This is a genomic window from Geodermatophilus maliterrae, from assembly GCF_041018925.1.
Classification (GTDB): Bacteria; Actinomycetota; Actinomycetes; order Mycobacteriales; family Geodermatophilaceae; genus Geodermatophilus; species Geodermatophilus maliterrae.
The window spans coordinates 1-21,739 of the sequence record NZ_JBFNXQ010000081.1 but is presented as its reverse complement, the minus strand read 5'-3'; the positions used below and the strand labels follow the sequence as shown (position 1 = coordinate 21,739).

Below are 21,739 nucleotides of genomic sequence, written 5' to 3'. Positions count from 1 at the left end.
GACGGTGGGGCGTGCGGGTGGCACCGGGCGGAGCGCGGCGCGGGCGGCCAGCGCCAGCGCCCCCGCGCTGGGGTGGCGCTCGTCGGGGTCCTCGGCCGTGCCGCGCGCCACGACGTCGTCCAGCGCCCGCGGCACGGAGGGCACCGCCTCGGAGGGGCGCGGCGGCACGCGGTCGAGGTGCGCAGCGTCCGGCTCCGTCACGTCGGTGCCGCGGGAGGGGGGCCTGCCGGTGAGCGCCTCGTGGAGGAGGCAGGCCAGCGCGTGGACGTCGACCCGGTGGTCGGCGGGCCGGCCGGTCAGGTGCTCGGGAGCGACGTACCCGAGTGCCCCGGCGGACCCACCGGTGCCGAAGCCGGTCAGGTGGCACTGCGGACGGGCGCTGTGCCCGGACAGCAGGACGTGGGACGGCCTCACGTCGCCGTGCACGAGCCCGTGGGCGTGCGCGGCGTCGAGCGCGGCCGCGACCTGTGCGACGACGTCGACGGCCCGGTCGGCCGGGAGGGGGCCGTCGGCGGCGAGCACCGCGGCCAGGTCCCGCCCGTCGACGAGCTCCGTGTCCACGTAGAGCCGGCCGTCGATCTCGCCGAAGTCGTGCACGGCGACGACGTGCGGCTCGTCGAGCTCCGCGGCGGCCTGGCAGTCGCGGTGGAGACGGGCACGGAACTGCTCGTCGTGGGTCAGCTCGGGCAGGAGCAGTCTGAGCGCGACGGTGCGGTGGCGGCGGGTGTCCCAGGCGCGGTGGACCTCGCCCGTGCGGCCGTGGCCCAGGAGCTCGTCCAGCTCGTAGGGGCCGAAGGTCTGGAGGAGCAGGACGTCTCCCGGTGGAGCCGGTGGTGACGGGTGGCTCCGTCACCACCCGAGTGTTCGTGCCGATCGGCCGGCCTGCCGGGCGACGTGGCGACGCGCGGGCGGGCGCACCAGCCGGTCGCGGACGGACTGCGCACGGTGAGGGGTCGCCCGGCGGGGACCGGCCGCCACGCCGAGCATGGGGCCATGACGGGTGCAGCGGGCCGCGTCGCGGTCGTCACCGGGTCGGAGTCGGGCATCGGGCGGGCCGTCGCGGTCGCGCTGGCCGAGCAGGGGTGCGACGTCGGCATCACCTGGTACCGCGACGAGGTCGCCGCGCAGGGCACGGCCGAGGAGGTGCGCTCGCGCGGCCGGCGCGCGGAGGTCCGCCCGGTCGACCTGCGGCTGCTGCCCGGTGCCGCCGCCGTGGTCGACGAGCTGGCCGACGCGCTCGGCGGCATCGACGTGCTGGTCAACGACGCCGGCACCGGCCACGCGACGTCGCTCCTCGACACCGACTACGAGACCTGGCGCGAGGTGCTGGCGACCGACCTCGACGCGGCGTTCCTCTGCCTGCAGCGCGCGGCGAGACGGATGGTGGCCGCCGGCCGGGGCGGGCGGATCGTCAACATCACCAGCGTCCACGAGCACCAGCCGCGCGTGGGCGCCGCCGCCTACTGCGCGGCCAAGGGCGGCCTGGGGCTGCTCACCCGGGTGGCGGCCATCGAGCTGGCCGAGCACGGGATCACGGTCAACGCGGTCGCCCCGGGCGAGATCGCCACCCCGATGACCGGCCAGGAGGACGAGGACCCCACCGCGCCCGGGCACGAGCGGCCCGGCGTCCCGGTCGGCCGGCCCGGTGACGCCCACGAGGTGGCCGCCGTCGTCGCCTTCCTCGCCTCGCCGCAGGCGTCCTACGTGACCGGGTCCTCCTACGCCGTCGACGGCGGCATGCTGCAGATGGGCCCGATGGCCGGCTCGCACATGACCTCCGACGACTGGCGCCGCCCCTGACGGCTCACCCGGCACGCGCCGGCGATCACCCGGCCAGGAGCTCCAGCAGCCGGCCGCGGTCGGGGCCGGGGAAGGGGTTCGGCGGACGGCGCTCCGCCGTGGCCACCCGCTCGCGGACCGTGGGCCGGTCGAGCACCTCGGCCAGCGGCGCCATGCACGTCCGGTACTCGATCATCGTGCGGAAGAGGTCGGCGTCCTGCCCGGCGGCGCCGAGGAAGGCGGCGAGTGCGGGCGGCGGCGGCGGCGGTGGCCGTCCCTCCCGGGCGGCGGCCATCCCGGCCAGCCGCGACCGGTCCTCGACCAGCTGCTCCTCGACGAACGGCCCGACCGTGCGCTCGGTGGCCTCGTCCCAGGCCACGGCCAGGTCGGCGGGCCGGTCGAGGTGCGTGGCGACCAGGTGGCGCAGCAGTGCGGCGTGCACGAGCCCCACCGACAGCCCGCGGCCGGCCGACGGGTTGGTGCAGGCCCAGGCGTCCCCGACGGCGGCGAACCCGGTCACCACCGGCCGGCCGTCGACGACGAAGCGCCGGGAGCAGTCCAGGCCGCCGGCCATCGGCAGCACGCCCCCCATGGGCTGCCCGTCGAGCCAGTGGGCCTGCAACGGGCATGCCCCGACGACGCGGTCGAAGACCTCCGGGACGCGCAGGGTCTTGAGCGGCGCGTCCCCGCTCTGCGCGAAGACGGTCACCGACCAGGTGTCGTTGTCGCCGTCCAGCGTCAGCACCGAGATGCTGCCCAGCGGGCAGATCGGCGGTCCGAACGCGGCCGGTCGCTGCGGCCCGGTGAAGTAGCGGGTGTAGTAGACGAACCCCGAGTCCTGCGCCCGTGTCGCCGGCGGGTGGGCGTCGAGCGCGGCCAGCCAGCCCGTCGACGGGCTGCGCCGGCCGGTGGCGTCGACGACGAGGTCCGCACGGACGTCCTCGCCGGTCGTCGTCCGGACCCCGGCCGCGTGCGGGACCCCGTCCAGCGCCGGCGTGCCGGGGAGCAGCTCGGCCACCCGGACGCCACGGCGCACGGTGACCCCCGGCGCGTCCTCGGCCGCGGCGGCCACGGCCGACTCGACGACCGGCCGGCGCCCGGTGACGCCGAGCAGCCGCTCGTCACCGGGTCGCGGTGCACGGTCGGTGAGCGAGGGCGGCATCGAGGTGAGTCGGTCCACCCAGACGCACCCGGCGTCGAGCAGCCGGTCGGTCAGCCCGGGCAGCTCCTCGTCGGCGACGGCGCGGAAGCGAGGGAACACCGTGTGCGGCTGATGGAACTGGGCGACGCCGCTCCGGCGCCACGCGTCCCAGGCCTCCGCCGGCGTGGCCGGGGCGCCGTCGGGGTCGGACTCCAGGACGGTGACCTCGTGGCCGTCCCGGGCCAGCATCATCGCCGCGCTGAGGCCCACCACGCCGCCGCCGCACACCACGATCGAGGCCATCGCCGTCTCCACGCCCGGGCCGGCGCAAGCGACCGGCTGCCGGGCAGGACGCACGCTGCCACGGTGCGCGGCCGTCCGGACCGGCTGCCGGCGCGCGGCGGTCCGCTCCCGGGCGCGTCGGCACCCAGGGGTGGGGGAGCGCTACCGCGGCCGGTCCAGCGGCGGGCGCGCCCGGCGCGGTAGGGGGCGGCGTCGGCGCGGGCGAGGAGCTCGTCGAGGCCGCACGCACGGCGGTTGGCACGCCCGGGGCGACGAGCGAGCACCCCAGGCCCATGACCTCGGCACCTCCGGGCAGCCGCGCCGGGGCACCGTCACGGGTGGGCGCCATCCGTGGGGTCGCGGCCCTCGCGGCCCCGGACGGAGGGGGTCAGCCGGTGAGCTCGGTGGGGACGGCGATGACGTCGACCATCGCGCCGCGCCGGTACACCGTGACCGGCAGCGGCCGGCCGACCGCCTCGGCGAACAGCAGCCGCTGCAGGCTCTGCGCCTCGGCCACCGGGGCGCGGCCGGCCTCGAGCACGAGGTCGCCGGCCCGCAGTCCCGCCCGGTCGGCCGGTGAACCGGCGACGACGTCGACCACCCGCAGTCCCCGGCGCCGCCCGGTGCGCTCGGCGAGCGGCGCGGGCAGCGGAGCCGGGCTGCTGACCAGGCCGAGGTAGGCCCGCCGCACGCGGCCGTCCCGCACGAGGGTGGCCATGATCCGGCGGGTGGTGTCGTTCACCGGGACGGCCAGGCCCAGGCCCCACCCGGCCACGGCGGTGTTGATGCCGACCACCCGGCTGGCGGAGTCGGCCAGCGCGCCGCCGGAGTTGCCGGGGTTGAGCGCGGCGTCGGTCTGGATGACGTCCTCGACCACGCGCGCGGTCCGCCCGTCGCGCGTGGGCAGCGACCGGCCCAGCCCGCTGACCACGCCGGCGGTGACCGACCCGGCCAGCCCGAGCGGGTTGCCCACGGCCACGACGAGCTGCCCGACCCGCAGACCGGCGGCGTCGCCGAGCACGGCCGGCTCGGGCGCGCCGTCGGTCGCGCGGACGACGGCGAGGTCGGACAGCGGGTCGGTGCCCACCACCTCGACCGGCGTCTCGCTGCCGTCGCCGAACACCGCGCGCCCGGAGCGCGCGCGGCCGACGACGTGGGCGTTGGTGAGCAGCAGCCCGTCGCCGGGGACGACCACCGCCGAGCCCGCTCCGGGGCGGCCGTCGGGGGAGGTGACCTGCAGCGCGGCCACGTGCGTGCCGAGGTCGGCGGCCACCGCGGTGACCACCTGCGAGTAGGCGTCCAGCGCCGCGTCGGTGTCCGGTCGGCTCACGACGCACCTCCTCTGATTACACAGTTGCACCGACCAGGAGACGCCTGTCCCGGCCTCCGGTGCCACCCCCTGCGCTACGCCGTGAGCGATCAGCCGGAGCGGGGTCCGGGTCGTGCCCGGGTGAGCGGGTGCGACCCGGACGACGCGGCCGTAGCGTCGGCCTCCCCGGCGACCGGACCGGCACCGAGGAGGGGCGTGGACAGCGACGGCCAGCACCCCGGCGAGCGTGGGTCCACCAGGACGCAGCAGCGCGGCGCCGTCGGGCGCACCCTCGGCGTCGAGGAGGAGTTCCACCTCGTCGACCCCGGCACCCTCGAGGTGACGCCCGGACCGCGGGCGTCCGCGGCGGCACTGGCCGGCGAGGCCGGTCCGCACGTGCACCCGGAGATCGCGACCACGCAGCTGGAGACCGCCACCGGCGTGTGCACCTCGCTCGCGCAGCTGCGCGCCGAGCTCCTCGGCGCCCGCGCCGAGGCGGCCGCGGCCGCCGCGCGCGACGGGCTGGTGCTGCTGCCCGCCTCCACCCACCCGTGGAGCTCCTGGCACACGATGCCGGTGACGCCGGGGCGGCGGTACGAGGCGATGGTCGAGCGCTGGGCGGGCCTGGCGCGCCAGCAGGACATCTGCGGCTGCCACGTCCACGTCGGCGTCCCCGACCTCGACACCGCCGTCGCCGTCCTCGACCGCACGCGGCCCTACCTGCCGGTGCTGCTGGCGATGACCGGCAGCTCCCCGTTCCACGACGGGGTGGACACCGGCTACGAGTCCTGGCGGACGCTGTGGTGGACCCGGTTCCCGCACGCCGGGGCACCCGAGCCGCTCGGCGACGCCGACGGCTACCGCCGGGTGCTGGCCGGGCTGGTCGCCTCGGGAGTGGTCGAGGACGGCTCGCACCTGTACTGGGACGTGCGCCCCTCGGCCCGGCTGCCCACGCTGGAGTTCCGGCTGGCCGACGTCTGCACCACCCTCGACGACGCCGTCCTGCACGCCGCGCTGGTCCGCTCGCTGGTGCGGGTGCTGGCCGGGCGGGCGTGGCGCGGCGAACCGGTGCCGGAGCTGCGGCCGGAGCAGCTGCGGGCGGCCCGCTGGCGGGCGGCGCGCTCGGGTCTGTCCGCCCCGCTGTTCGACCCGCTGCGCGGTGAGCTGGTCGACCCGGGCGCGGCCGTCGGCGCGCTGCTCGCCGAGCTCGAGGCCGACCTCGCCGACGCCGGCGAGTGGGACGAGGTCACCGCGCGCGTGCAGGACCTGCTCGGCCGGGGTACCTCGGCGGCGCGGCAGCGGAGCACCTGGCTGCGCACGGGCGACCGCCGGGCGGTCGCCGAGCAGGTCGTCCGCGAGGGAGCGGCCGGGAGGACCTGATGGACGGGATCCGGGAGCTCGCCCTCCCGCTGCGCGACGCCGGTGACCTCGACCCGCTGCTCGAGCGGATCGGGGACGCGCGGGTGGTCGCGGTCGGCGAGGCCAGCCACGGCACGCACGAGTACTACGCCTGGCGCGCGGCGCTGACCCGCCGGCTGGTCGAGGAGCACGGCTTCGGGCTGGTCGCCGTCGAGGGCGACTGGCCCGACTGCACCCGGGTCGACCGCAGCGTCCGGCTGCGGCCCGGTGCCGACGCCGACCCCCGGACGGCGCTCGACGCGATCTCCCGGTGGCCGACGTGGATGTGGGCCAACGACGACGTCGTCGACTCCTGCCGCTGGCTGCGCGACCACAACGCCGCCCGCCCCGAGGCCGCCCGCGTCCGCTTCGCCGGCCTCGACGTCTACAGCCTCTGGGACTCGATGCACGAGCTGCTGGCCTGGGTGCAGGACAACGAGCCCGGCCACGTCGAGGCCGCGCGGCAGGCCCTGCGCTGCTTCGAGCCCTTCGGCGAGGACGGCGCCGAGTACGCCTTCGCCAGCCGGTTCGCGCCCTCGACGTGCGAGGCGACCGTGGTCGACCTGCTGCGCCGGCTGTGCGAGGAGCGCGGCGCGGCGGCCGGCGGGGACGACGCCGCCGACCGGTTCGCCGCCGAGCAGAACGCCGCCGTCGTCGCCGGGGCCGAGCGCTACTACCGGGCGATGGTCGGGGGCTCGGCGGAGTCGTGGAACGTCCGCGACGTGCACATGGCCGACACCCTCGACCGGCTGCTGGCGCACACCGGCGCGCGGGCCGTCGTCTGGGAGCACAACACGCACGTCGGGGACGCGCGGGCCACCGACATGGCCGACGCCGGCATGACCAACGTCGGCCAGCTGCTGCGCGAGCGGCACGGCACCGACGACGTCGTCCTGGTCGGCTTCGGCGGGCACCGCGGCGGTGTGATCGCCGGGCACCAGTGGGGTGCGCAGATGCAGCGGATGACCGTGCCCCCGGCCCGCGAGGGGAGCCTGGAGGACCTGCTGCACCGGGAGGTCGGCCGGGACGCGCTGGTCGTCGTCCCGCGGGGCGAGCGCCCGGCCTGGCTGGACCGGCGGCTCGGGCACCGCGCGATCGGCGTCGTCTACCGGCCCGAGCGCGAGCGCTGGGGCAACTACGTGCCCACCGTGCTCGGCGAGCGCTACGACGCCTTCCTGCACCTGGAGGAGACGACGCCCCTGCAGCCGCTGCACCTGGAGCGGCCCGACGAGCACGTGCCGCCGATGGCGCACACGGTCTGACGGAGGACCCCGTGCCCCCCACCACCCGCACGCCCGCGGCGGGACCCGGCACGGGGCCGCGACCGGCGCGCGACGGCCGCCTCGGCACCCGCCCCGGGACCGACCCGGCCGGGCCGCCGCTCCCTCCCGGCACCACCACGCTCGACCTCGCAGGAGCCGAGGCGCTGGTCGCGGTGCCCGACGGCCCTCCCGGACCCCGGCCGCTGCTGGTCTTCTGCCACGGCGCCGGCGGGAACGCCGGGCAGAGCCTGGGCGCGGTGGGCGACGTGGCCACCTCGCGGGGGGTCGTGGTGCTCGCGACGACCTCGGTGGCCGCCACGTGGGACCTGCTCGCCGGCGGGCTCGGTCGCGACGTCGCCGTCCTCGACGCCGCGCTGGAGCAGGTGGCCGCCGGGGTGGCGGTGTCGCGCGTGGCGCTGGGCGGGTTCTCCGACGGCGCCTCGTACGCCCTCTCGCTGGGCCTGGCCAACGGCGGCCTGTTCGAGGCGCTGCTGGCCTTCTCGCCCGGCTTCGTCGCCCCGCCCGGCCGCGACGGCCGCCCGCGGGTCTGGATCTCCCACGGCACCCACGACCGGGTCCTGCCGGTGGCGCGCTGCGGGCGGCGGGTGTCGCGCGACCTGGCCACGGCCGGGTACGACGTCGTCTACGAGGAGTTCGACGGCGGCCACCTGGTCATGCCGGACCTCGTCACCGCGGCGCTGCGGACGTGGCTCGGCCCGCCCGGCTGAAGGCCGGGCGGAGAAAGGACCCCCTCCTGGGTCCCCTCGCACGCTCGGGGACGCCCTGGAGGGGGCCGTGGACGAGCTAGGCGGTGCGGCGGCCGACCATGTCGTGCTGCTGGTCGGGGTTGACCGTGTCGGGCTCGACCGGGTGGTCCTTGGGCCCGCCGGTCTTCGAGGTCGCGAAGCCGGCACCCAGCTTCTCCAGTGCCAGGCGGCCGTAGACCTGCTGCTGGGTGGCGACCCGCTGCGAGCGCCCGCGGCCGAGGAAGCTGACCATCCAGTGCAGCACCGTGGTGACCCGGCTCTTGAAGCCGATGATGTAGAAGAGGTGCACCACCAGCCAGATCACCCAGGCGATGAAGCCCTCGAACTTCATGTTCTTGATGTCGGCGACGGCGGAGAACCGCGAGATGGTCGCCATGTTGCCCTTGTCGCGGTAGCGGAACGGGCCCCGGGGCGCCTTGCCCGCGAGCCGCCGCTGGATCTGGTCGGCGGCGTAGCGCCCGCCCTGGATGGCCACCTGGGCCACGCCGGGCAGCTTGTCGGGGTGGTTGGCCATGTCCCCGATGACGTGCACCTCGGGGTGTCCGGGCAGCGTCAGGTCGGGCTGCACCGAGATGCGGCCGGGGCGGTCGACCTCGGCGCCGGTCTGGTCGGCCAGCAGCCGGCCCAGCGGGCTGGCCTGGACACCGGCCGCCCACACCTTGGTGGCCGCGGGGATGCGGCGCAGCTCGCCGTCGGCGTCCTTGACGGTGAGGCCGTCGGCGTCGAGGTCGGTGACCATCGAGCCGAGCTGGACCTCCACGCCGATCTCGTTGAGGTGTCGGCGGGCCTTCTCCCCCAGCTTCGGGCCGAACGGCGGCAGCACCTGCGGTGCGGCGTCGAGCAGGATGATCCGCGCCCGCTGCGGGTCGATCGAGCGGAAGTCGCGGCGCAGCGTGCGGTGGGCCAGCTCGGCGATCTGCCCGGCCATCTCCACGCCGGTGGGGCCCGCGCCGACGACGACGAAGGTCATCAGCCGGTCGATCTCGGCCTGGTCGGTGGCGAGCTCGGCCAGCTCGAAGGCGCCGAAGATGCGCCCGCGCAGCTCGAGGGCGTCGTCGACGCTCTTCATGCCCGGGGCGAACTCGGCGAAGTGGTCGTTGCCGAAGTAGGACTGCCCGGCGCCGGCGGCGACGACGAGCTCGTCGTAGGGGTGCACCGTGGTGCGGCCCAGGACCGTCGAGGTCACCGTGCGGGCGGCGAGGTCGACGTCGACGACCTCGCCGAGCACCACCCGGGCGTTGCTCTGGTGGCGGAGCACCTCGCGCGTGGCCGGGGCGATCTCGCCCTCGGACAGGATGCCCGTGGCCACCTGGTAGAGCAGCGGCTGGAACAGGTGGTGGCCGGTCTTGCCGATGACGGTGACGTCGACCGGGGCCTTGCGCAGGGCCTTGGCGGCGAACAGGCCGCCGAAGCCGGAGCCGACGACGACCACCCGCGGCCGGCCGGTCGCGGGGGTGCCGGCAGTGGTGGGCGCAGGTGATGTCGTCATGATGACTGATCCTTCCCTGTGGGGGGCCTCAGCGTCCGCCGGCGGGCCGGCCGAGGGGGTGATCCCCCTCACGGCCGCCGTCCGGTCCGTTCGCGGTCGGCGCCGTCGACCAGTACAACCGGGCCGGTGCCCACCGTCATCCCCCGGCTCGTGCTGGTCCCGGGCCTGGGGCTGGACGGACGATCGTCGTCGCGGCTGCGCCGGCGGGTGCCCGCCGACGTCGTCCTCCTACCCGGGATGGGCCGGTCTGCACCCGTTCCGCACGTGGACGTGCTGGCCGCCCGGCTGCGGGGGCGCCTGGGCGCCGGGCCGGTCGTGCTGGTCGGCCACTCGCAGAGCTGCCAGGTGGTGGCCGCGGCCGCCGTCGACCCGCGGGTGACCGGCGTGGTCCTGCTCGGGCCGACGACCGACCCGCGGCTGCGCGCGCTGCCCCGGCTGGCCGGCTGGTGGGTGCGGACGGCGGTCCGCGAGCCGTGGTGGCAGGTGCCGCTGGTCCTGGTGCAGTGGCTGTCGACCGGCCCGCGGGCGATGCGGGCGCTGTGGCGGGTCGCCGCGCCCGACCCCATCGACGCCCGGCTGCGCATCGTCCGGGTGCCGGTGACCGTCGTCCGCGGCACCCGCGACCGGCTGTGCCGCGCCGACTGGGCGCGGCAGGTGGCCGCCGCCGCGCCACGGGGCCGGGTGGTCGAGCTGCCGGGCGCGGCGCACATGACCGTGCAGACACACCCGGACGACGTCGCCGCCGTCCTGCGGACGGCTCTCGCGGAGGTGTCCGGGCCGAGCGGCGGGAACCGGGCGGACGTCGTGTCACCATGACCGCGTGGCCACCTCCTCCGCCTCGGCCGGCGCGCTGCTGCACCACGTGCGCACCGGCCGCGCCCGGAGCCGGGCCGAGCTGGTCGCACTGACCGGGGCCGCGCGCAACACCGTCAGCGCGCGGGTCGACCAGCTGATCGCCGCCGGCCTCCTCGAGGAGGGCGGCCGCGGCTGGAGCACCGGTGGCCGGCCGCCCACGCTGCTGCGGTTCAACAGCCGGGCCGGGTGCGTGCTCGCCGTCGACCTCGGCGTCACGAGCGTCGACGTCGCGGTCACCGACCTGTCGGCGCAGATCCTCGCCACCGTCGGGCACCCCATCGACATCGCCGACGGTCCCGGTCCGGTGCTGGCCGAGGTAGACCGGCTGGCGCAGCGGGTGCTGGCCGAGGCCGGGCTGACGCCGGCCGACGTGTGCGCCGTGGGCGTGGGCATCCCGGGCCCGGTCGAGTTCTCGACCGGGCGGCCGTCGCACCCGCCGATCATGCCCGGCTGGCACGACCACCCGATCCCCAGCGCGTTCGGCCGCTACGAGTGCCCCGTCTACGTCGACAACGACGTGAACGTCATGGCCCTGGGCGAGATGGGCGTCGCGGGGTCGGCGCAGGACGTCCTCGTCGTCAAGGTCGGCACCGGCATCGGCTGCGGGGTCATCGTCGACGGCACGGTCTACCGGGGCGCGCAGGGCAGCGCGGGGGACATCGGGCACATCCACGTCCCGCAGCCCGACGGCCGGACGGTGCTGTGCCGCTGCGGCAACGAGAACTGCCTCGAGGCCATCGCCGGCGGTGGTGCGCTGCTGCGCGACGCGGTCGCCGCCGGCCTGCCGGTGACCAGCACCCGCGAGGTGGTCGAGCGCGCCGCGCAGGGGGACGGGCCGGCGCTCGAGCTGGTCCGCAGCGCCGGCCGGACCATCGGGACCGTGCTCGCGGCCCTGGTCAACTTCTTCAACCCGCACCGGATCGTCATGACCGGCGGGGTGGCCCAGGCCGGCGCGCCCCTCCTCGCCGGCATCCGTGAGGCGGTCTACGGCCGCTCCATGCCCCTGGCCGCCCGCGCGCTCGAGATCACCGTGAGCGACGCCCCCGACCTGTCGGGCCGCGTCGGCGCCGCGCTCATGGCCATCGAGGGCTACCTCGACGAGGACTCGGTCCTCCAGGCGATCGCCCGCTGAAGGGCCCTCCTGCCCCTCGAAGGACCCCCCTGCCCCCCACCACTCGCACGCTCGCGGCGGGCCCCTGCAGGAGGGCCGATCGAGGCTCGCGGCGGCGGGCCCCTGCAGGAGGGCCGAACGGCAGCGGCTCCACGTGGTCGCCCACGGCACCAGGTCGCGGTGCGGTCCGGCAGGACCGCGGTTCATCCCGATTCGGTAACCGGACGGGCAGGGGCTTGACCGTCTGTTGCCCACCTCATATGTTCTGCGCTCAGCGGACTAATGGTCAACGATGAGCAGAAGTTGGGAGTGACGCCGTGGTCAGCGAGAGACGACGCCGGACCGGCGGCGGCTCCGGGGGAGCCGCCCGGTGACCGCCCCGGCACAGGAGGCAGCGCTGCGCGAGGCGCCGCTGCTCGAGATGCAGGGCATCGTCAAGACCTTCCCGGGCGTCCGGGCGCTCGGCGGCGTCGACCTCGACGTCCGGACGGGTGAGGTGCACTGCCTGCTCGGCCAGAACGGCGCGGGCAAGTCGACGCTGATCAAGGTGCTCGCCGGCGCCCACCAGCCCGACGAGGGCGTCATCCACTGGCGAGGCGAGCAGGTGTCACTGGGGAACCCCCAGGCCGCGCTGCGGCTCGGCATCGCCACGATCTACCAGGAGCTCGACCTCGTCGCCGGGCTCACCGTGGCCGACAACGTCTTCCTCGGCCGTGAGCAGTCCCGCTTCGGGCTCACCTTCCCCGGCGAGATCAACCGGCGGGCCGCCGCGCTGCTCACCCGGCTCGGCCACCCCGAGATCCGGCCGGGTGCGGAGGTCGGCTCGCTGTCGGCGGCGTCGCAGCAGATGGTCAGCATCGCGCGGGCGCTCTCGCAGGACGCGCGGCTGATCATCATGGACGAGCCCTCCGCCGTCCTCGACAACGAGGAGGTCCAGCGCCTCTTCACCGTCATCCGCGACCTCACCGCCGAGGGCGTCGCGGTCGTCTACATCTCCCACCGGCTGGAGGAGATCCGCGAGATCGGCGACCGGATCACCGTCCTCAAGGACGGCCGGACGGTCGCCACCGGGCTGCCCGCGCGCGAGACGCCGACCCGCGAGGTCATCACGCTGATGACCGGCCGCACCATCGAGTACGTCTTCCCCGAGCGCCGCCGTCCCGTGGTCGGCGACCCGGAGCCGTTGCTCGAGGTCGAGGACCTCGCGCTGCACGGCACCTTCTCCGGGGTGTCCTTCGCGGTCCGGCCCGGCGAGATCGTCGGGCTGGCCGGGCTCGTGGGCTCGGGCCGCTCGGAGGTCCTCGAGACCGTCTACGGCGCCCGGCACGCGACCGGCGGGACCGTCCGGGTGGCCGGCCGCCGGCTGCGGCGCGGTGACGTCGGCGCCGCGGTCGCCGCCGGGGTGGGGCTGGCCCCCGAGGAGCGCAAGAGCCAGGCGCTGCTGCTCGGCGAGTCCGTCGCCCGCAACATCACCATCTCCAGCCTGGCCCGGTTCTCCCGCGCCGGCCTCCTCTCCGGGTCCGCCGAGCGGGCGGCCGCCCGCGAGCAGGTCCGCTCCCTCGACGTGCGCCCGACCGACGAGACCCGCGAGGTGCGCACCCTCTCCGGCGGCAACCAGCAGAAGGTCGTCCTGGCCCGCTGGCTGCTGCGCGACTGCAAGGTGCTCCTGCTCGACGAGCCCACCCGCGGCGTCGACGTCGGCGCCCGCTCGGAGATCTACGCGCTGGTGCGCGACCTCGCCGACCGCGGTGTCGCCGTCGTCGTCGTCTCCAGCGAGATCCCCGAGGTGCTCGGCCTGGCCGACCGCGTCCTCGTGCTCGCCGAGGGCCGGGTGCTGGCCGAGGAGCCGGCCGACGCACTCGACGAGCACCGGGTGCTCGACCTGGTGATGCAGGGGACGACCACGCACGGCGTCCCGATCACACCGCACGACACGACACGCCTCGAGAAGACGCAGCACGAAGGGACCGTGGCATGAGCGAGGGCAGCACCGCCCTGACGACGGGCACGGGCGAGGCCGGTGCCGGCCGCCGGGAACGCTCCGGCGGCGGGTTCCTGGCCGGCCCGGTGGGCCGCAACCTGGGCCTGGTCGTCGCGCTGGCGATCCTCTGCATCGTCGGCGTGGCCACCGCGGGTGACCGCTTCGCCGACGTCGACAACGTCCTGACCATCCTGCGGGCGGCCTCGGTCATCGGCGTGGTGAGCGTCGGGATGACGTTCGTGATCATCGGCGGCGGCATCGACCTGTCGGTCGGCGCGCTGGTCGCGCTGGCGTCGATCTGGGCGACGACGCTGGCCACCCAGCAGATGGCCGAGGACGTGCACTGGATCGTCATGGTCTTCACCGCGCTGGTCGTCGGCGCGGTGGCCGGCCTGGTCAACGGGGTGGTCATCGCCTACGGGAGGCTCGCCGCCTTCATCGCCACGCTGGCGATGCTCGCCGCCGCCCGCGGCCTGGCCGAGATCATCGCCAACCGCCGCACCCAGATCGTCCGCGACCGGGACTTCCTGTCCTTCTTCGCCGGTGACGTGCTCGGCATCCCGACGCTGGTGATCATCTTCGCGCTGGTCGCCGCCGCGGGGTGGGTGCTGCTCAACCGGACCACGTTCGGCCGGCGCACCTTCGCCGTGGGCGGCAACGCCGAGGCCGCCCGGCTGGCCGGCATCCGGGTGCAGCGGCACACCGTCAAGCTCTACGTGCTCTCCGGCATCTGCTGCGGCATCGCCGCCGTGATGCTCATGGCGCGGACGACGACGGGCAGCTCGACCCACGGCACGCTCTACGAGCTCGACGCCATCGCCGCGGTCGTCATCGGCGGCACGCTGCTCATCGGCGGCCGCGGGACGATCGTCGGCACCGTCCTCGGCGTCCTGATCTTCACCACGCTGGGCAACGTCTTCACGCTCAACAACCTGTCGAGCTCGGCCCAGGCCGTCGCCCGCGGCGTGATCATCGTCGCCGCCGTCCTGCTGCAGCAGCGCATCGCCACCGGGGGCTTCAGCTTCCGCCGGCCCTCCTCCGGGGGCTCGGCCGGCGGACCGGTGCTGAGCGGCTCGCCCTCCGGGGCGGTGTCCGGCGGCACCACCGCCGAGGGCGGCCCGGGCGGCACCCAGCCGGCCTCGACCGGCAAGACCCTCTGACCCACCCCCCTGACAGCCCGGCGCGCGGTCCCGCGCGCCGGCGGCACCACCCGCCGGACCTCCCGTCCGGTGGCGTCCCACCCGGCTCCCGGACAGGGGGCGATCTACCGAGGAGAGAGCATGTCTGCAACGAGGCAGCGTCCGTTCCGCCGTCTGCCGTACGCCACGGTCGCCCTGCTCAGCGCAGGCGTGCTCGTGGCCGGCTGCACCAGCAACACCCCGGAGGACTCCGGCAGCGGTGGCGGCGGCGGCAACACGGCCGCCAGCGACAACGACGAGGCCGGCGACACCGTCACCATCGGCTTCTCCGCGCCGGCGGCCGACCACGGCTGGATGGCCGGCATCACCGAGGCCGCCCGCGCCGAGGCCGACGGCTACGAGGACGTCGAGCTCGTCGTCGCCGAGGGCACCAACGACGTCAGCACCCAGATCAGTCAGGTGGAGACGTTCATCAACGACGGCGTCGACGCCATCGTGCTGCTGCCCTTCGACGGCGCGGCGCTCACCCCGGTCGCGCTGCAGGCGATGGAGGCCGGCATCCCGGTCATCAACGTCGACCGCGAGTTCGACAGCCCCTTCGCCGCCCGCGCCACCATCCTCGGCGACAACTACGGCATGGGCGTCTCCGCCGGCACCTATGTCTGCGAGCAGCTGGGCGACCAGCCCGACGCGGTCGTCGCCGAGATCGCCGGCATCGACTCGCTGCCGCTGACCCAGGACCGCAGCCAGGGCTTCGCCGACGCGCTGTCCGAGTGCGGGCTGAACGTCGACAACCGCGTCGCCGCGGACTTCACCGTCGAGGGTGGCGAGGAGGCGGCGGCCAACCTGCTCCAGGCCGCTCCGCAGATCGACGCCATCTGGAACCACGACGACGACCAGGGCGTCGGCGTGCTGGCCGCGATCGAGAACGCCGGCCGCGACGAGTTCTTCATGGTCGGCGGCGCGGGCTCGGCCAACGCCATGCGGGCGATCCAGGAGGGCGACTCGGTGCTCCAGGCGACGGTCATCTACCCGTCGACCCAGGCGGCCGACGGCGTGCGCCTGGCCCGGCTGATCGCGCAGGACAAGGCCCTCTCCGACCTGGTCGAGGTCGAGATCCCGCGGGAGATCGTGCTCAACGCGCCGGTCGTCACCGCCGACAACGTCGACCAGTACATCGACACCGCCTTCGAGTCCTGATCCGCCCGGGGCGGGGCCGCCGGTCGCCGGCGGCCCCGCCTCCCTCCCCGAGGAGATCCCGATGACCCCGCCCGACCGGCCGACCCTCGGGGTGGGCCTGATCGGTCACGCCTTCATGGGCGCGGCGCACTCGCAGGCCTGGCGCACCGCCCCCCACTTCTTCGACCTCCCCCTGCACCCGGAGCTGACCGTCCTCGCCGGCCGCGACCGGGACCGGGTCACCGAGGCCGCCGCCCGCCTGGGCTGGGCGTCGGTGGAGACCGACTGGCGGCGGGTCGTCGAGCGCGACGACGTCGGCCTGGTCGACGTCTGCACGCCCGGTGACACGCACGCCGAGATCGCCGTCGCGGCGCTGGAGGCCGGCAAGCACGTCCTGTGCGAGAAGCCGCTGGCCAACTCGGTCGCCGAGGCCGAGGTCATGGCCGAGGCCGCCGCCCGCGCCGCTGCCCGAGGGGTGCGGTCGATGGTCGGCTTCACCTACCGCCGCGTGCCGGCGATCGGGCTGGCGCGCCGGCTCGTCGCCGAGGGCCGGCTCGGTCAGGTGCGCCACGTGCGCGCGCAGTACCTGCAGGACTGGATCGCCGACCCCTCCGCCCCCATGTCGTGGCGGCTGGAGAAGGACAAGGCCGGCTCCGGCGCGCTCGGCGACATCGGCGCGCACGTCGTCGACCTCGCGCAGTACGTCACCGGCCAGGCGATCACCGGCGTCAGCGCCGTCCTCGAGACCTTCGTCCGTCAGCGCCCGCTGCCGGCGTCGGCCGGCTCGCTGTCCGGGGTGGCCGGCGAGGGCATGGGGGAGGTGACCGTGGACGACGCCGCGCTGTTCCTCGGCCGCCTCTCCGGTGGCGCCCTGGCCAGCTTCGAGGCCACCCGGTTCGCACTCGGCCGCAAGAACGCGATCCGCCTCGAGGTCAACGGGTCCGAGGGCAGTCTGGCCTTCGACTTCGAGGACATGAACGTGCTCGAGTTCTTCGACGGCACCGAGCCCGCCGAGCGGGCGGGCTTCCGCCGGATCATCGTCACCGAGCCCGAGCACCCCTACGTCGCGGCCTGGTGGCCGGCCGGCCACGGGCTCGGCTACGAGCACGGCTTCACCCACCAGGTCGTGGACCTGGTGACCGCCATCGCCAAGGACGAGGACCCCGCGCCGTCCTTCGCCGCCGGGCTGCAGGTCCAGCGGGTGCTGGACGCCGTCGAGCGCAGCGCCGCGAACCGCTCGACCTGGACCGACGTCCCCGCCTGACGAAGGACCTCGTCCTCCCCACCGCCCGCAGGCTGGCGGCGGGGCCCGGGACGAGGCCGCCCACAGACCTTCGAGAGGACACCCCCGTGCCCCGTCCCGTCACCCTGTTCACCGGCCAGTGGGCCGACCTGCCGTTCGAGGAGGTGTGCCGGCTGGCCTCCGGATGGGGCTACGACGGCCTGGAGATCGCCTGCTGGGGCGACCACCTCGACGTCGAGCGCGCCGCCACCGACGACTCCTACGTGCAGGAGCGTCTGGACCTGCTGGCGAAGCACGGCCTGTCGGTCCACGCCATCTCCAACCACCTCAACGGCCAGGCCGTCTGCGACGACCCGATCGACGAGCGGCACCAGGCGATCGTCCACCCGCGGGTGTGGGGCGACGGCGACCCCGAGGGGGTGCGGCAGCGGGCGGCGGAGGAGATGAAGACGACCGCCCGGGCCGCCGCGAAGCTCGGCGTGAGGACCGTCGTGGGCTTCACCGGGTCCAAGATCTGGAAGACCGTGGCGATGTTCCCGCCGGTGCCGGCCTCGATGGTCGACGACGGCTACGCCGACTTCGCCGCGCGGTGGAACCCGATCCTCGACGTCTTCGACGAGGTCGGCGTCCGGTTCGCGCACGAGGTGCACCCGTCGGAGATCGCCTACGACTACTGGACGACGGTCCGCACGATGGAGGCGATCGGCCACCGGGAGGCCTTCGGGCTCAACTGGGACCCCAGCCACTTCGTCTGGCAGGACCTCGACCCGGTCTCCTTCATCTGGGACTTCAGGGACCGGATCTACCACGTGGACTGCAAGGACGCGAAGCGCCAGGTGGGCAACGGCCGCAACGGCCGGATGGGCTCGCACCTGCCGTGGGCCGACCCGCGGCGCGGGTGGGACTTCGTGTCCACCGGCCACGGCGACGTCCCGTGGGAGGCGTGCTTCCGGATGCTCAACACCATCGGCTACGACGGGCCGATCTCGGTGGAGTGGGAGGACGCCGGCATGGACCGCCTCGTCGGTGCCCCCGAGGCGCTGGAGTTCGTCCGCCGGCTGGCCTTCGACCCGCCGGCGGCCGCCTTCGACGCGGCCTTCTCCTCCCGCTGAGCCGGCGGGCGGTGGACGGTGGGCCGGGCCCGCCGTCCACCGCCCCGGGGTCAGCGGCCGGCCCGCCGGGCGGCGAGGACCACGAGCGCGGTCAGGACGACGACGGCGGCGACCTCCACCCAGAACGACTCCCACCACAGCGTCGCCGTGGTGGTCTCGACGAAGCCGAAGAGCCCGACGGTCGTCGACAGGAGCAGGGCCGCCAGCGACCCGGCGGCGAACGCGGCGCACAGCACGGCCGCCCACGTCACCAGGCGCGGCGGAGCGGCGAGCAGCAGGAGCGCGCCGCCGGCGCCGAGGACGGTCTGGACGAGGAACGCCGGGCCGATGACCTCGATGCCGTCGTAGCCCTGCTGCCACAGGTAGCCGTGGATGAGGGCGATCACCGCCAGCAGGACCGCGCCGGCCAGTCGCAGCAGCCCGATCGCGACGCCGGTCCGCGAGGTCCGGGTCGCGGTGTCCCGGCTCATGCGCTCACCGTCACGGGGATCTCCATGCCCATGGCGCGGTGGTTGCCGATGGAGCAGTAGAAGACGTACTCGCCCGCCTCGAGGGTGACCGTGAGCGTCGCCGACTGGCCCGGCGCGATGTTCTCGGTCGCGGTCACGTCCGCGCCGTCCCGCTCGACCACCAGGTCGTGGGTGGCGTTGCCCTCGTTGACGACCTCGATGGTGTAGCTGCCGGGGGAGAAGGAGTCCTCGGACAGCTCGATGTACATCTCGCCCTCGGTCGCCGTGACGGCCCGGGGCTCGGCCTCGGCGGGTGTCCCGGCCGCCGGGGGCGTCGGTGCAGCGGCGCTGGTCTCGGCCGGCGCACTGCTCTCCGGAGCCGCGCTGCTGGGCGCGGCGCTCCCGGACGTGGCGCTCGTCGAGGCCACCGCGCCGGCGGTGTCCTCGCTCCCGCCGGAGTCCGAGCAGGCGCTCAGCAGGCCGAGGGCCAGGGCCAGGGTGGCCGCCGCGGCGCGGCGGGTGGAGCGGGTCGGGTGTGACACGCAGGCCTCCTGGGGGACCGGTGGTGACCCCGCCGGGCGGCGGCGCCCCGTGGCCCGAGATCCTGCGACCTTGAAGCAGTTCGCGGAACCCCTGGGCGCGGGATCACGGCACGGACGGGACGCCGCTCACCCGTCGGCACCAGCCCACCACGCTCGCCAGCACCTCCGGATCGACCGGACGGCGCAGCTCGCCGCGGTAGGCGCGCATCGACGCCGGGCCGGGCTGGCGGCGCAGCGTGTGGGTGAGGTCGGGGACCAGGAGCGTCTCGACCGGGCCGGGCACCGTCGCCGCGATCACGTCGAGGTCCTCCGGGCGGACCTGCAGGTCCTTGCCCCCGGTGACGGCGAGGACCGGCACGCTGAGGCGGGCCAGGTCCGTGCGCGGGTCGTGCGCCAGGAACTCCCGGTGCCACCGCGCGTTGACGCGGACCCCGCCGACGCGGGCGACGTCGGTGGTGGTGGCCCGGATGCGCTCGTGGTTGGCGGCCACCTTCCGCTCCAGGTCCGTGCGCAGCAGCCGCAGGAGCCCGCGCACGGGCGCCGGCAGGGTCGGGGCGATCCGCCGGGCCTGCCAGCGCAGCAGCTCGTCGCCCGGCGTGGCCGACCCGGCCAGGAGGACGACGCCGGCGACCGGCACCCCGCGCGCGGCCGCCGCCGCGGCCAGCAGGGCCCCCTCGCTGTGGCCGGCCAGCACCACCCGGTCGCCGTCGACCTCGGGCCGGGCGGCCAGGGCGTCGCGGGCGCGCACCAGGTCGTCGACGTGGTCGTACAGCCCGGCCCGCCGCCAGTTCCCGGGAGTGCCGCCGACGCCGCGCTTGTCGTAGCGGAGCGAGGCCAGGCCGCCCTCGGCGAGGGCGTGGGCCAGCTCCCGGGTGACGCCGAAGCGGGCCCGCCGGTGGTCGGAGTCCCGGTCCAGCGGGCCGGAGCCCGGCGCCAGCAGCACCGCGGGGACGGGGCCGGGGGAGTCCGGCAGGGTCAGGGTGCCGGCCAGCGGGGGGTCGCCGAGCACCGTCAGCCCGAGCTCGCGCACGGTCACCGCCGGGCGGCCAGGCGCGCGTCCAGCGCGGCGGCGACCGCAGCCGCGTCGTCGGTGGACACGAGCACGGTGTCGTGGCGCTGGCCGGTGAGCTCGATGCGCACCGCGGGCCGGCCGCGGCGCACGCTCACCAGGGTCCGGCCGCCGCGCCGCCGCCACGTCCCGATCAGCCGCAGACCCGGCAGGCCGAGCCCGGGAGCGCGCACCCCCCGGGTGGCGGCCGGGCCGTCGGGGACGACGGCCACCGAGCGCACCGCACTCAGGGGGACCTCGAGGTCGCGCAGGAGCCCGAGGACCTTCTCGGTCCGGGTGAGGGAGACGCGCAGCGTCCCGGATGTCGTCTGGATCGTCGCCATGGCACCATTGTTCTCAAGACCGAGACCGTTGTCAATCATGAGAGAGGTCGCTGGCGTGGCATCTGCGGACCTGCTGCTGCACCCCGTGCGTCTCCGGGTCGTCCAGGCACTCCTGGGGGACCGGGCCATGACCACCGGGGACCTGCACGCCGAGCTGCCCGACGTCCCGGCCGCGACGCTGTACCGGCACGTCGGCCTGCTCGCCGACGCGGGCGTCCTCGAGGTGGTCGCGGAGCGGCGGGTGCGGGGCAGCACCGAGCGCACCTACCGGCTGGTGGTCGAGGCCGCCTCGGTCGGGCCGGACGAGGCGGCGGGCATGACCGCCGAGGAGCACCGCCGCGCCTTCGGGACGTTCGTGGCCGCGCTGCTGGCCGACTTCGACCGCTGGGTCGACGGGGCCGGCGACGAGGGGCTCCACCCCGCGGAGGACGGGGTCGGCTACCGGCAGGTCGCGCTGTGGCTCAGCGACGAGGAGCTCGGCGCGCTGGTCGCCGACCTGCGGGAGGTGCTGCGTGCCCGGACCGCGACCGGGCCGGGGGAGGGGCGCCGCCGGCGCCTGGTGAGCACCGTGCTCCTGCCCGGGGGCTGAGGGAGCCGGGTGGTCCCGGCTCCCTCGGGCCGGCCGGCTCAGGCGGCGGAGCGGGCGGTCCTGGCGGCGCGAGCGGTCCTCTGCGCGATCTTCTTCCGCTCGGCCTTCCGCTCGGCCCGGCCGACCCGCTTGTTGGCCTTGGCTAGGGTCTTGGCGGCCTTGGTGACGCGCTTGCCACCGCGGTCGACGGTGCCGCGGGTGAGCAGGCCGACGCCGATGCCGAGCAGCCACACGTCCTTGGCGACGGACAGGCCCTGCTCGGTCGGCGCCAGGCTGCCCTCCTTCCGCATGCCCGGCGTCTTGAGGTAGAGGCCGAGCAGGCCGCCGGCGAACCCGGTGAGGGCGGCGCCGGCGACGGCGGTGGGCACGAACGGCGTCAGCAGGGCCGCGCCGATGGCGATCTCCGCGGTGGACAGCGCCTGCACGAACTGCCGCGGCTCGACGTTCTTGAGGAACGGGTAGGTGCCGGTGGCGAAACCGTGCAGGCCGGCCGCGGTCTGCTCGTCGGCGGCGCGCTTGCCCAGCCCGCTGTTGAGGATGAACGCGCCGGCCGAGATCCGCGGGCCGATCTCGGACAGGGTGATGGGCAGGGCCACGGGATACCTCGCTGGGGTCGTCGGGACGGTCGGGGGGACTCTTCCCGACCGTCCCGGCGACGACACCCCCAGGGGGTCAGCGACCGCCGCGCCGCGCCCGGCCGCTGAAGGAGGCCGCCGTGTG

At 75.7% G+C, this 21,739-nt stretch carries 21 protein-coding genes; 12 read left to right on the top strand and 9 right to left on the bottom strand.

What is annotated here, in order from left to right:
• The coding region (locus ABQ292_RS20100) for a serine/threonine-protein kinase (RefSeq protein WP_369209491.1) at positions 1 to 768 on the bottom strand (768 nt) is incomplete at its 3' end.
• A 225-nt stretch (positions 769 to 993) separates the two neighbouring features.
• Here ABQ292_RS20100 and ABQ292_RS20095 point away from each other — a divergent pair.
• Complete coding sequence (locus ABQ292_RS20095) at positions 994 to 1,800, top strand: SDR family oxidoreductase (protein WP_369209489.1); 807 nt, start codon at positions 994 to 996, stop codon at positions 1,798 to 1,800.
• 25 nt (positions 1,801 to 1,825) lie between these two features.
• Here the strand turns inward: ABQ292_RS20095 and ABQ292_RS20090 are convergent, their stop codons facing one another.
• Both ABQ292_RS20090 and ABQ292_RS20085 read right to left on the bottom strand, forming a co-directional pair.
• Positions 1,826 to 3,235, bottom strand: coding sequence for an NAD(P)/FAD-dependent oxidoreductase (locus ABQ292_RS20090; protein ID WP_369209490.1), 1,410 nt, complete (start codon positions 3,233 to 3,235; stop codon positions 1,826 to 1,828).
• Positions 3,236 to 3,590: 355 nt separating this feature from the next.
• Entirely contained in the window at positions 3,591 to 4,532 is a 942-nt protein-coding gene (locus ABQ292_RS20085; protein WP_369209488.1) for a S1C family serine protease, read from the bottom strand.
• A 195-nt stretch (positions 4,533 to 4,727) separates the two neighbouring features.
• Here ABQ292_RS20085 and ABQ292_RS20080 point away from each other — a divergent pair, with 195 nt between their 5' ends.
• From ABQ292_RS20080 to ABQ292_RS20070, 3 genes are read left to right on the top strand one after another with little or no spacing between them, the layout of a single operon-like run.
• The gene (locus ABQ292_RS20080) at positions 4,728 to 5,891 is read left to right on the top strand and encodes a carboxylate-amine ligase (protein ID WP_369209487.1); all 1,164 of its coding nucleotides are present in this window, start codon (positions 4,728 to 4,730) and stop codon (positions 5,889 to 5,891) included.
• Positions 5,891 to 7,171, top strand: a complete 1,281-nt coding sequence (locus ABQ292_RS20075; protein WP_369209486.1) for an erythromycin esterase family protein — start codon at positions 5,891 to 5,893, stop codon at positions 7,169 to 7,171. Before ABQ292_RS20080 ends, ABQ292_RS20075 begins: the two co-directional genes overlap by 1 nt.
• 11 nt (positions 7,172 to 7,182) lie before the next feature.
• Positions 7,183 to 7,899: an alpha/beta hydrolase gene (locus tag ABQ292_RS20070; protein WP_369209485.1), complete on the top strand. Its 717-nt coding sequence runs from the start codon at positions 7,183 to 7,185 to the stop codon at positions 7,897 to 7,899.
• A 76-nt stretch (positions 7,900 to 7,975) separates the two neighbouring features.
• On the opposite strand, the gene ABQ292_RS20065 is transcribed toward ABQ292_RS20070, so the two are convergent.
• Positions 7,976 to 9,427, bottom strand: a complete 1,452-nt coding sequence (locus ABQ292_RS20065) for an NAD(P)/FAD-dependent oxidoreductase (protein ID WP_369209484.1) — start codon at positions 9,425 to 9,427, stop codon at positions 7,976 to 7,978.
• Between the two features lie 126 nt (positions 9,428 to 9,553).
• Between ABQ292_RS20065 and ABQ292_RS20060 the strand changes: the two genes are divergently transcribed.
• From ABQ292_RS20060 to ABQ292_RS20030, 7 genes are all read left to right on the top strand, one after another.
• Positions 9,554 to 10,243 carry an alpha/beta fold hydrolase gene (locus ABQ292_RS20060; RefSeq protein WP_369209483.1) on the top strand — a complete coding sequence of 230 codons (690 nt, stop codon included), beginning with the start codon at positions 9,554 to 9,556 and terminating at the stop codon, positions 10,241 to 10,243.
• A 4-nt stretch (positions 10,244 to 10,247) separates the two neighbouring features.
• Entirely contained in the window at positions 10,248 to 11,414 is a 1,167-nt protein-coding gene (locus ABQ292_RS20055) for an ROK family protein (RefSeq protein ID WP_369209482.1), read from the top strand.
• A 349-nt stretch (positions 11,415 to 11,763) separates the two neighbouring features.
• On the top strand, positions 11,764 to 13,371 hold the full coding sequence (locus tag ABQ292_RS20050; protein ID WP_369209481.1) for a sugar ABC transporter ATP-binding protein: 1,608 nt from the start codon (positions 11,764 to 11,766) through the stop codon (positions 13,369 to 13,371).
• On the top strand, positions 13,368 to 14,534 hold the full coding sequence (locus ABQ292_RS20045; protein ID WP_369209480.1) for an ABC transporter permease: 1,167 nt from the start codon (positions 13,368 to 13,370) through the stop codon (positions 14,532 to 14,534). Before ABQ292_RS20050 ends, ABQ292_RS20045 begins: the two co-directional genes overlap by 4 nt.
• Before the next feature lie 120 nt (positions 14,535 to 14,654).
• Entirely contained in the window at positions 14,655 to 15,713 is a 1,059-nt protein-coding gene (locus ABQ292_RS20040; protein ID WP_369209479.1) for a substrate-binding domain-containing protein, read from the top strand.
• Between the two features lie 61 nt (positions 15,714 to 15,774).
• A complete protein-coding gene (locus tag ABQ292_RS20035) occupies positions 15,775 to 16,956 on the top strand; it encodes a Gfo/Idh/MocA family protein (RefSeq protein WP_369209478.1) in 1,182 nt (393 codons plus the stop codon).
• A gap of 86 nt (positions 16,957 to 17,042) precedes the next feature.
• Positions 17,043 to 18,047, top strand: a complete 1,005-nt coding sequence (locus ABQ292_RS20030) for a sugar phosphate isomerase/epimerase family protein (protein ID WP_369209477.1) — start codon at positions 17,043 to 17,045, stop codon at positions 18,045 to 18,047.
• A gap of 50 nt (positions 18,048 to 18,097) precedes the next feature.
• Here the strand turns inward: ABQ292_RS20030 and ABQ292_RS20025 are convergent, their stop codons facing one another.
• The 4 genes from ABQ292_RS20025 to ABQ292_RS20010 all read right to left on the bottom strand — a co-directional run bounded on the left by ABQ292_RS20025 (position 18,098) and on the right by ABQ292_RS20010 (position 20,430).
• Positions 18,098 to 18,517 carry a hypothetical protein gene (locus ABQ292_RS20025; RefSeq protein ID WP_369209476.1) on the bottom strand — a complete coding sequence of 140 codons (420 nt, stop codon included), beginning with the start codon at positions 18,515 to 18,517 and terminating at the stop codon, positions 18,098 to 18,100.
• Positions 18,514 to 19,038 (bottom strand): cupredoxin domain-containing protein, encoded by a 525-nt coding sequence (locus ABQ292_RS20020; protein WP_369209475.1) that lies wholly within the window; start codon positions 19,036 to 19,038, stop codon positions 18,514 to 18,516. The genes ABQ292_RS20025 and ABQ292_RS20020 overlap by 4 nt, the downstream gene beginning before the upstream one ends.
• A 103-nt stretch (positions 19,039 to 19,141) precedes the next feature.
• A complete protein-coding gene (locus ABQ292_RS20015) occupies positions 19,142 to 20,074 on the bottom strand; it encodes an alpha/beta hydrolase family protein (RefSeq protein ID WP_369209474.1) in 933 nt (310 codons plus the stop codon).
• Positions 20,071 to 20,430, bottom strand: a complete 360-nt coding sequence (locus ABQ292_RS20010) for a hypothetical protein (protein ID WP_369209473.1) — start codon at positions 20,428 to 20,430, stop codon at positions 20,071 to 20,073. Before ABQ292_RS20010 ends, ABQ292_RS20015 begins: the two co-directional genes overlap by 4 nt.
• 55 nt (positions 20,431 to 20,485) lie before the next feature.
• On the opposite strand from ABQ292_RS20010, the gene ABQ292_RS20005 reads away from it, so the two are divergent.
• Positions 20,486 to 21,019 carry a helix-turn-helix domain-containing protein gene (locus ABQ292_RS20005; RefSeq protein WP_369209472.1) on the top strand — a complete coding sequence of 178 codons (534 nt, stop codon included), beginning with the start codon at positions 20,486 to 20,488 and terminating at the stop codon, positions 21,017 to 21,019.
• Between the two features lie 38 nt (positions 21,020 to 21,057).
• On the opposite strand, the gene ABQ292_RS20000 is transcribed toward ABQ292_RS20005, so the two are convergent.
• Positions 21,058 to 21,615 (bottom strand): hypothetical protein, encoded by a 558-nt coding sequence (locus ABQ292_RS20000; RefSeq protein ID WP_369209471.1) that lies wholly within the window; start codon positions 21,613 to 21,615, stop codon positions 21,058 to 21,060.
• Between the last annotated feature and the right edge of the window lie 124 nt (positions 21,616 to 21,739).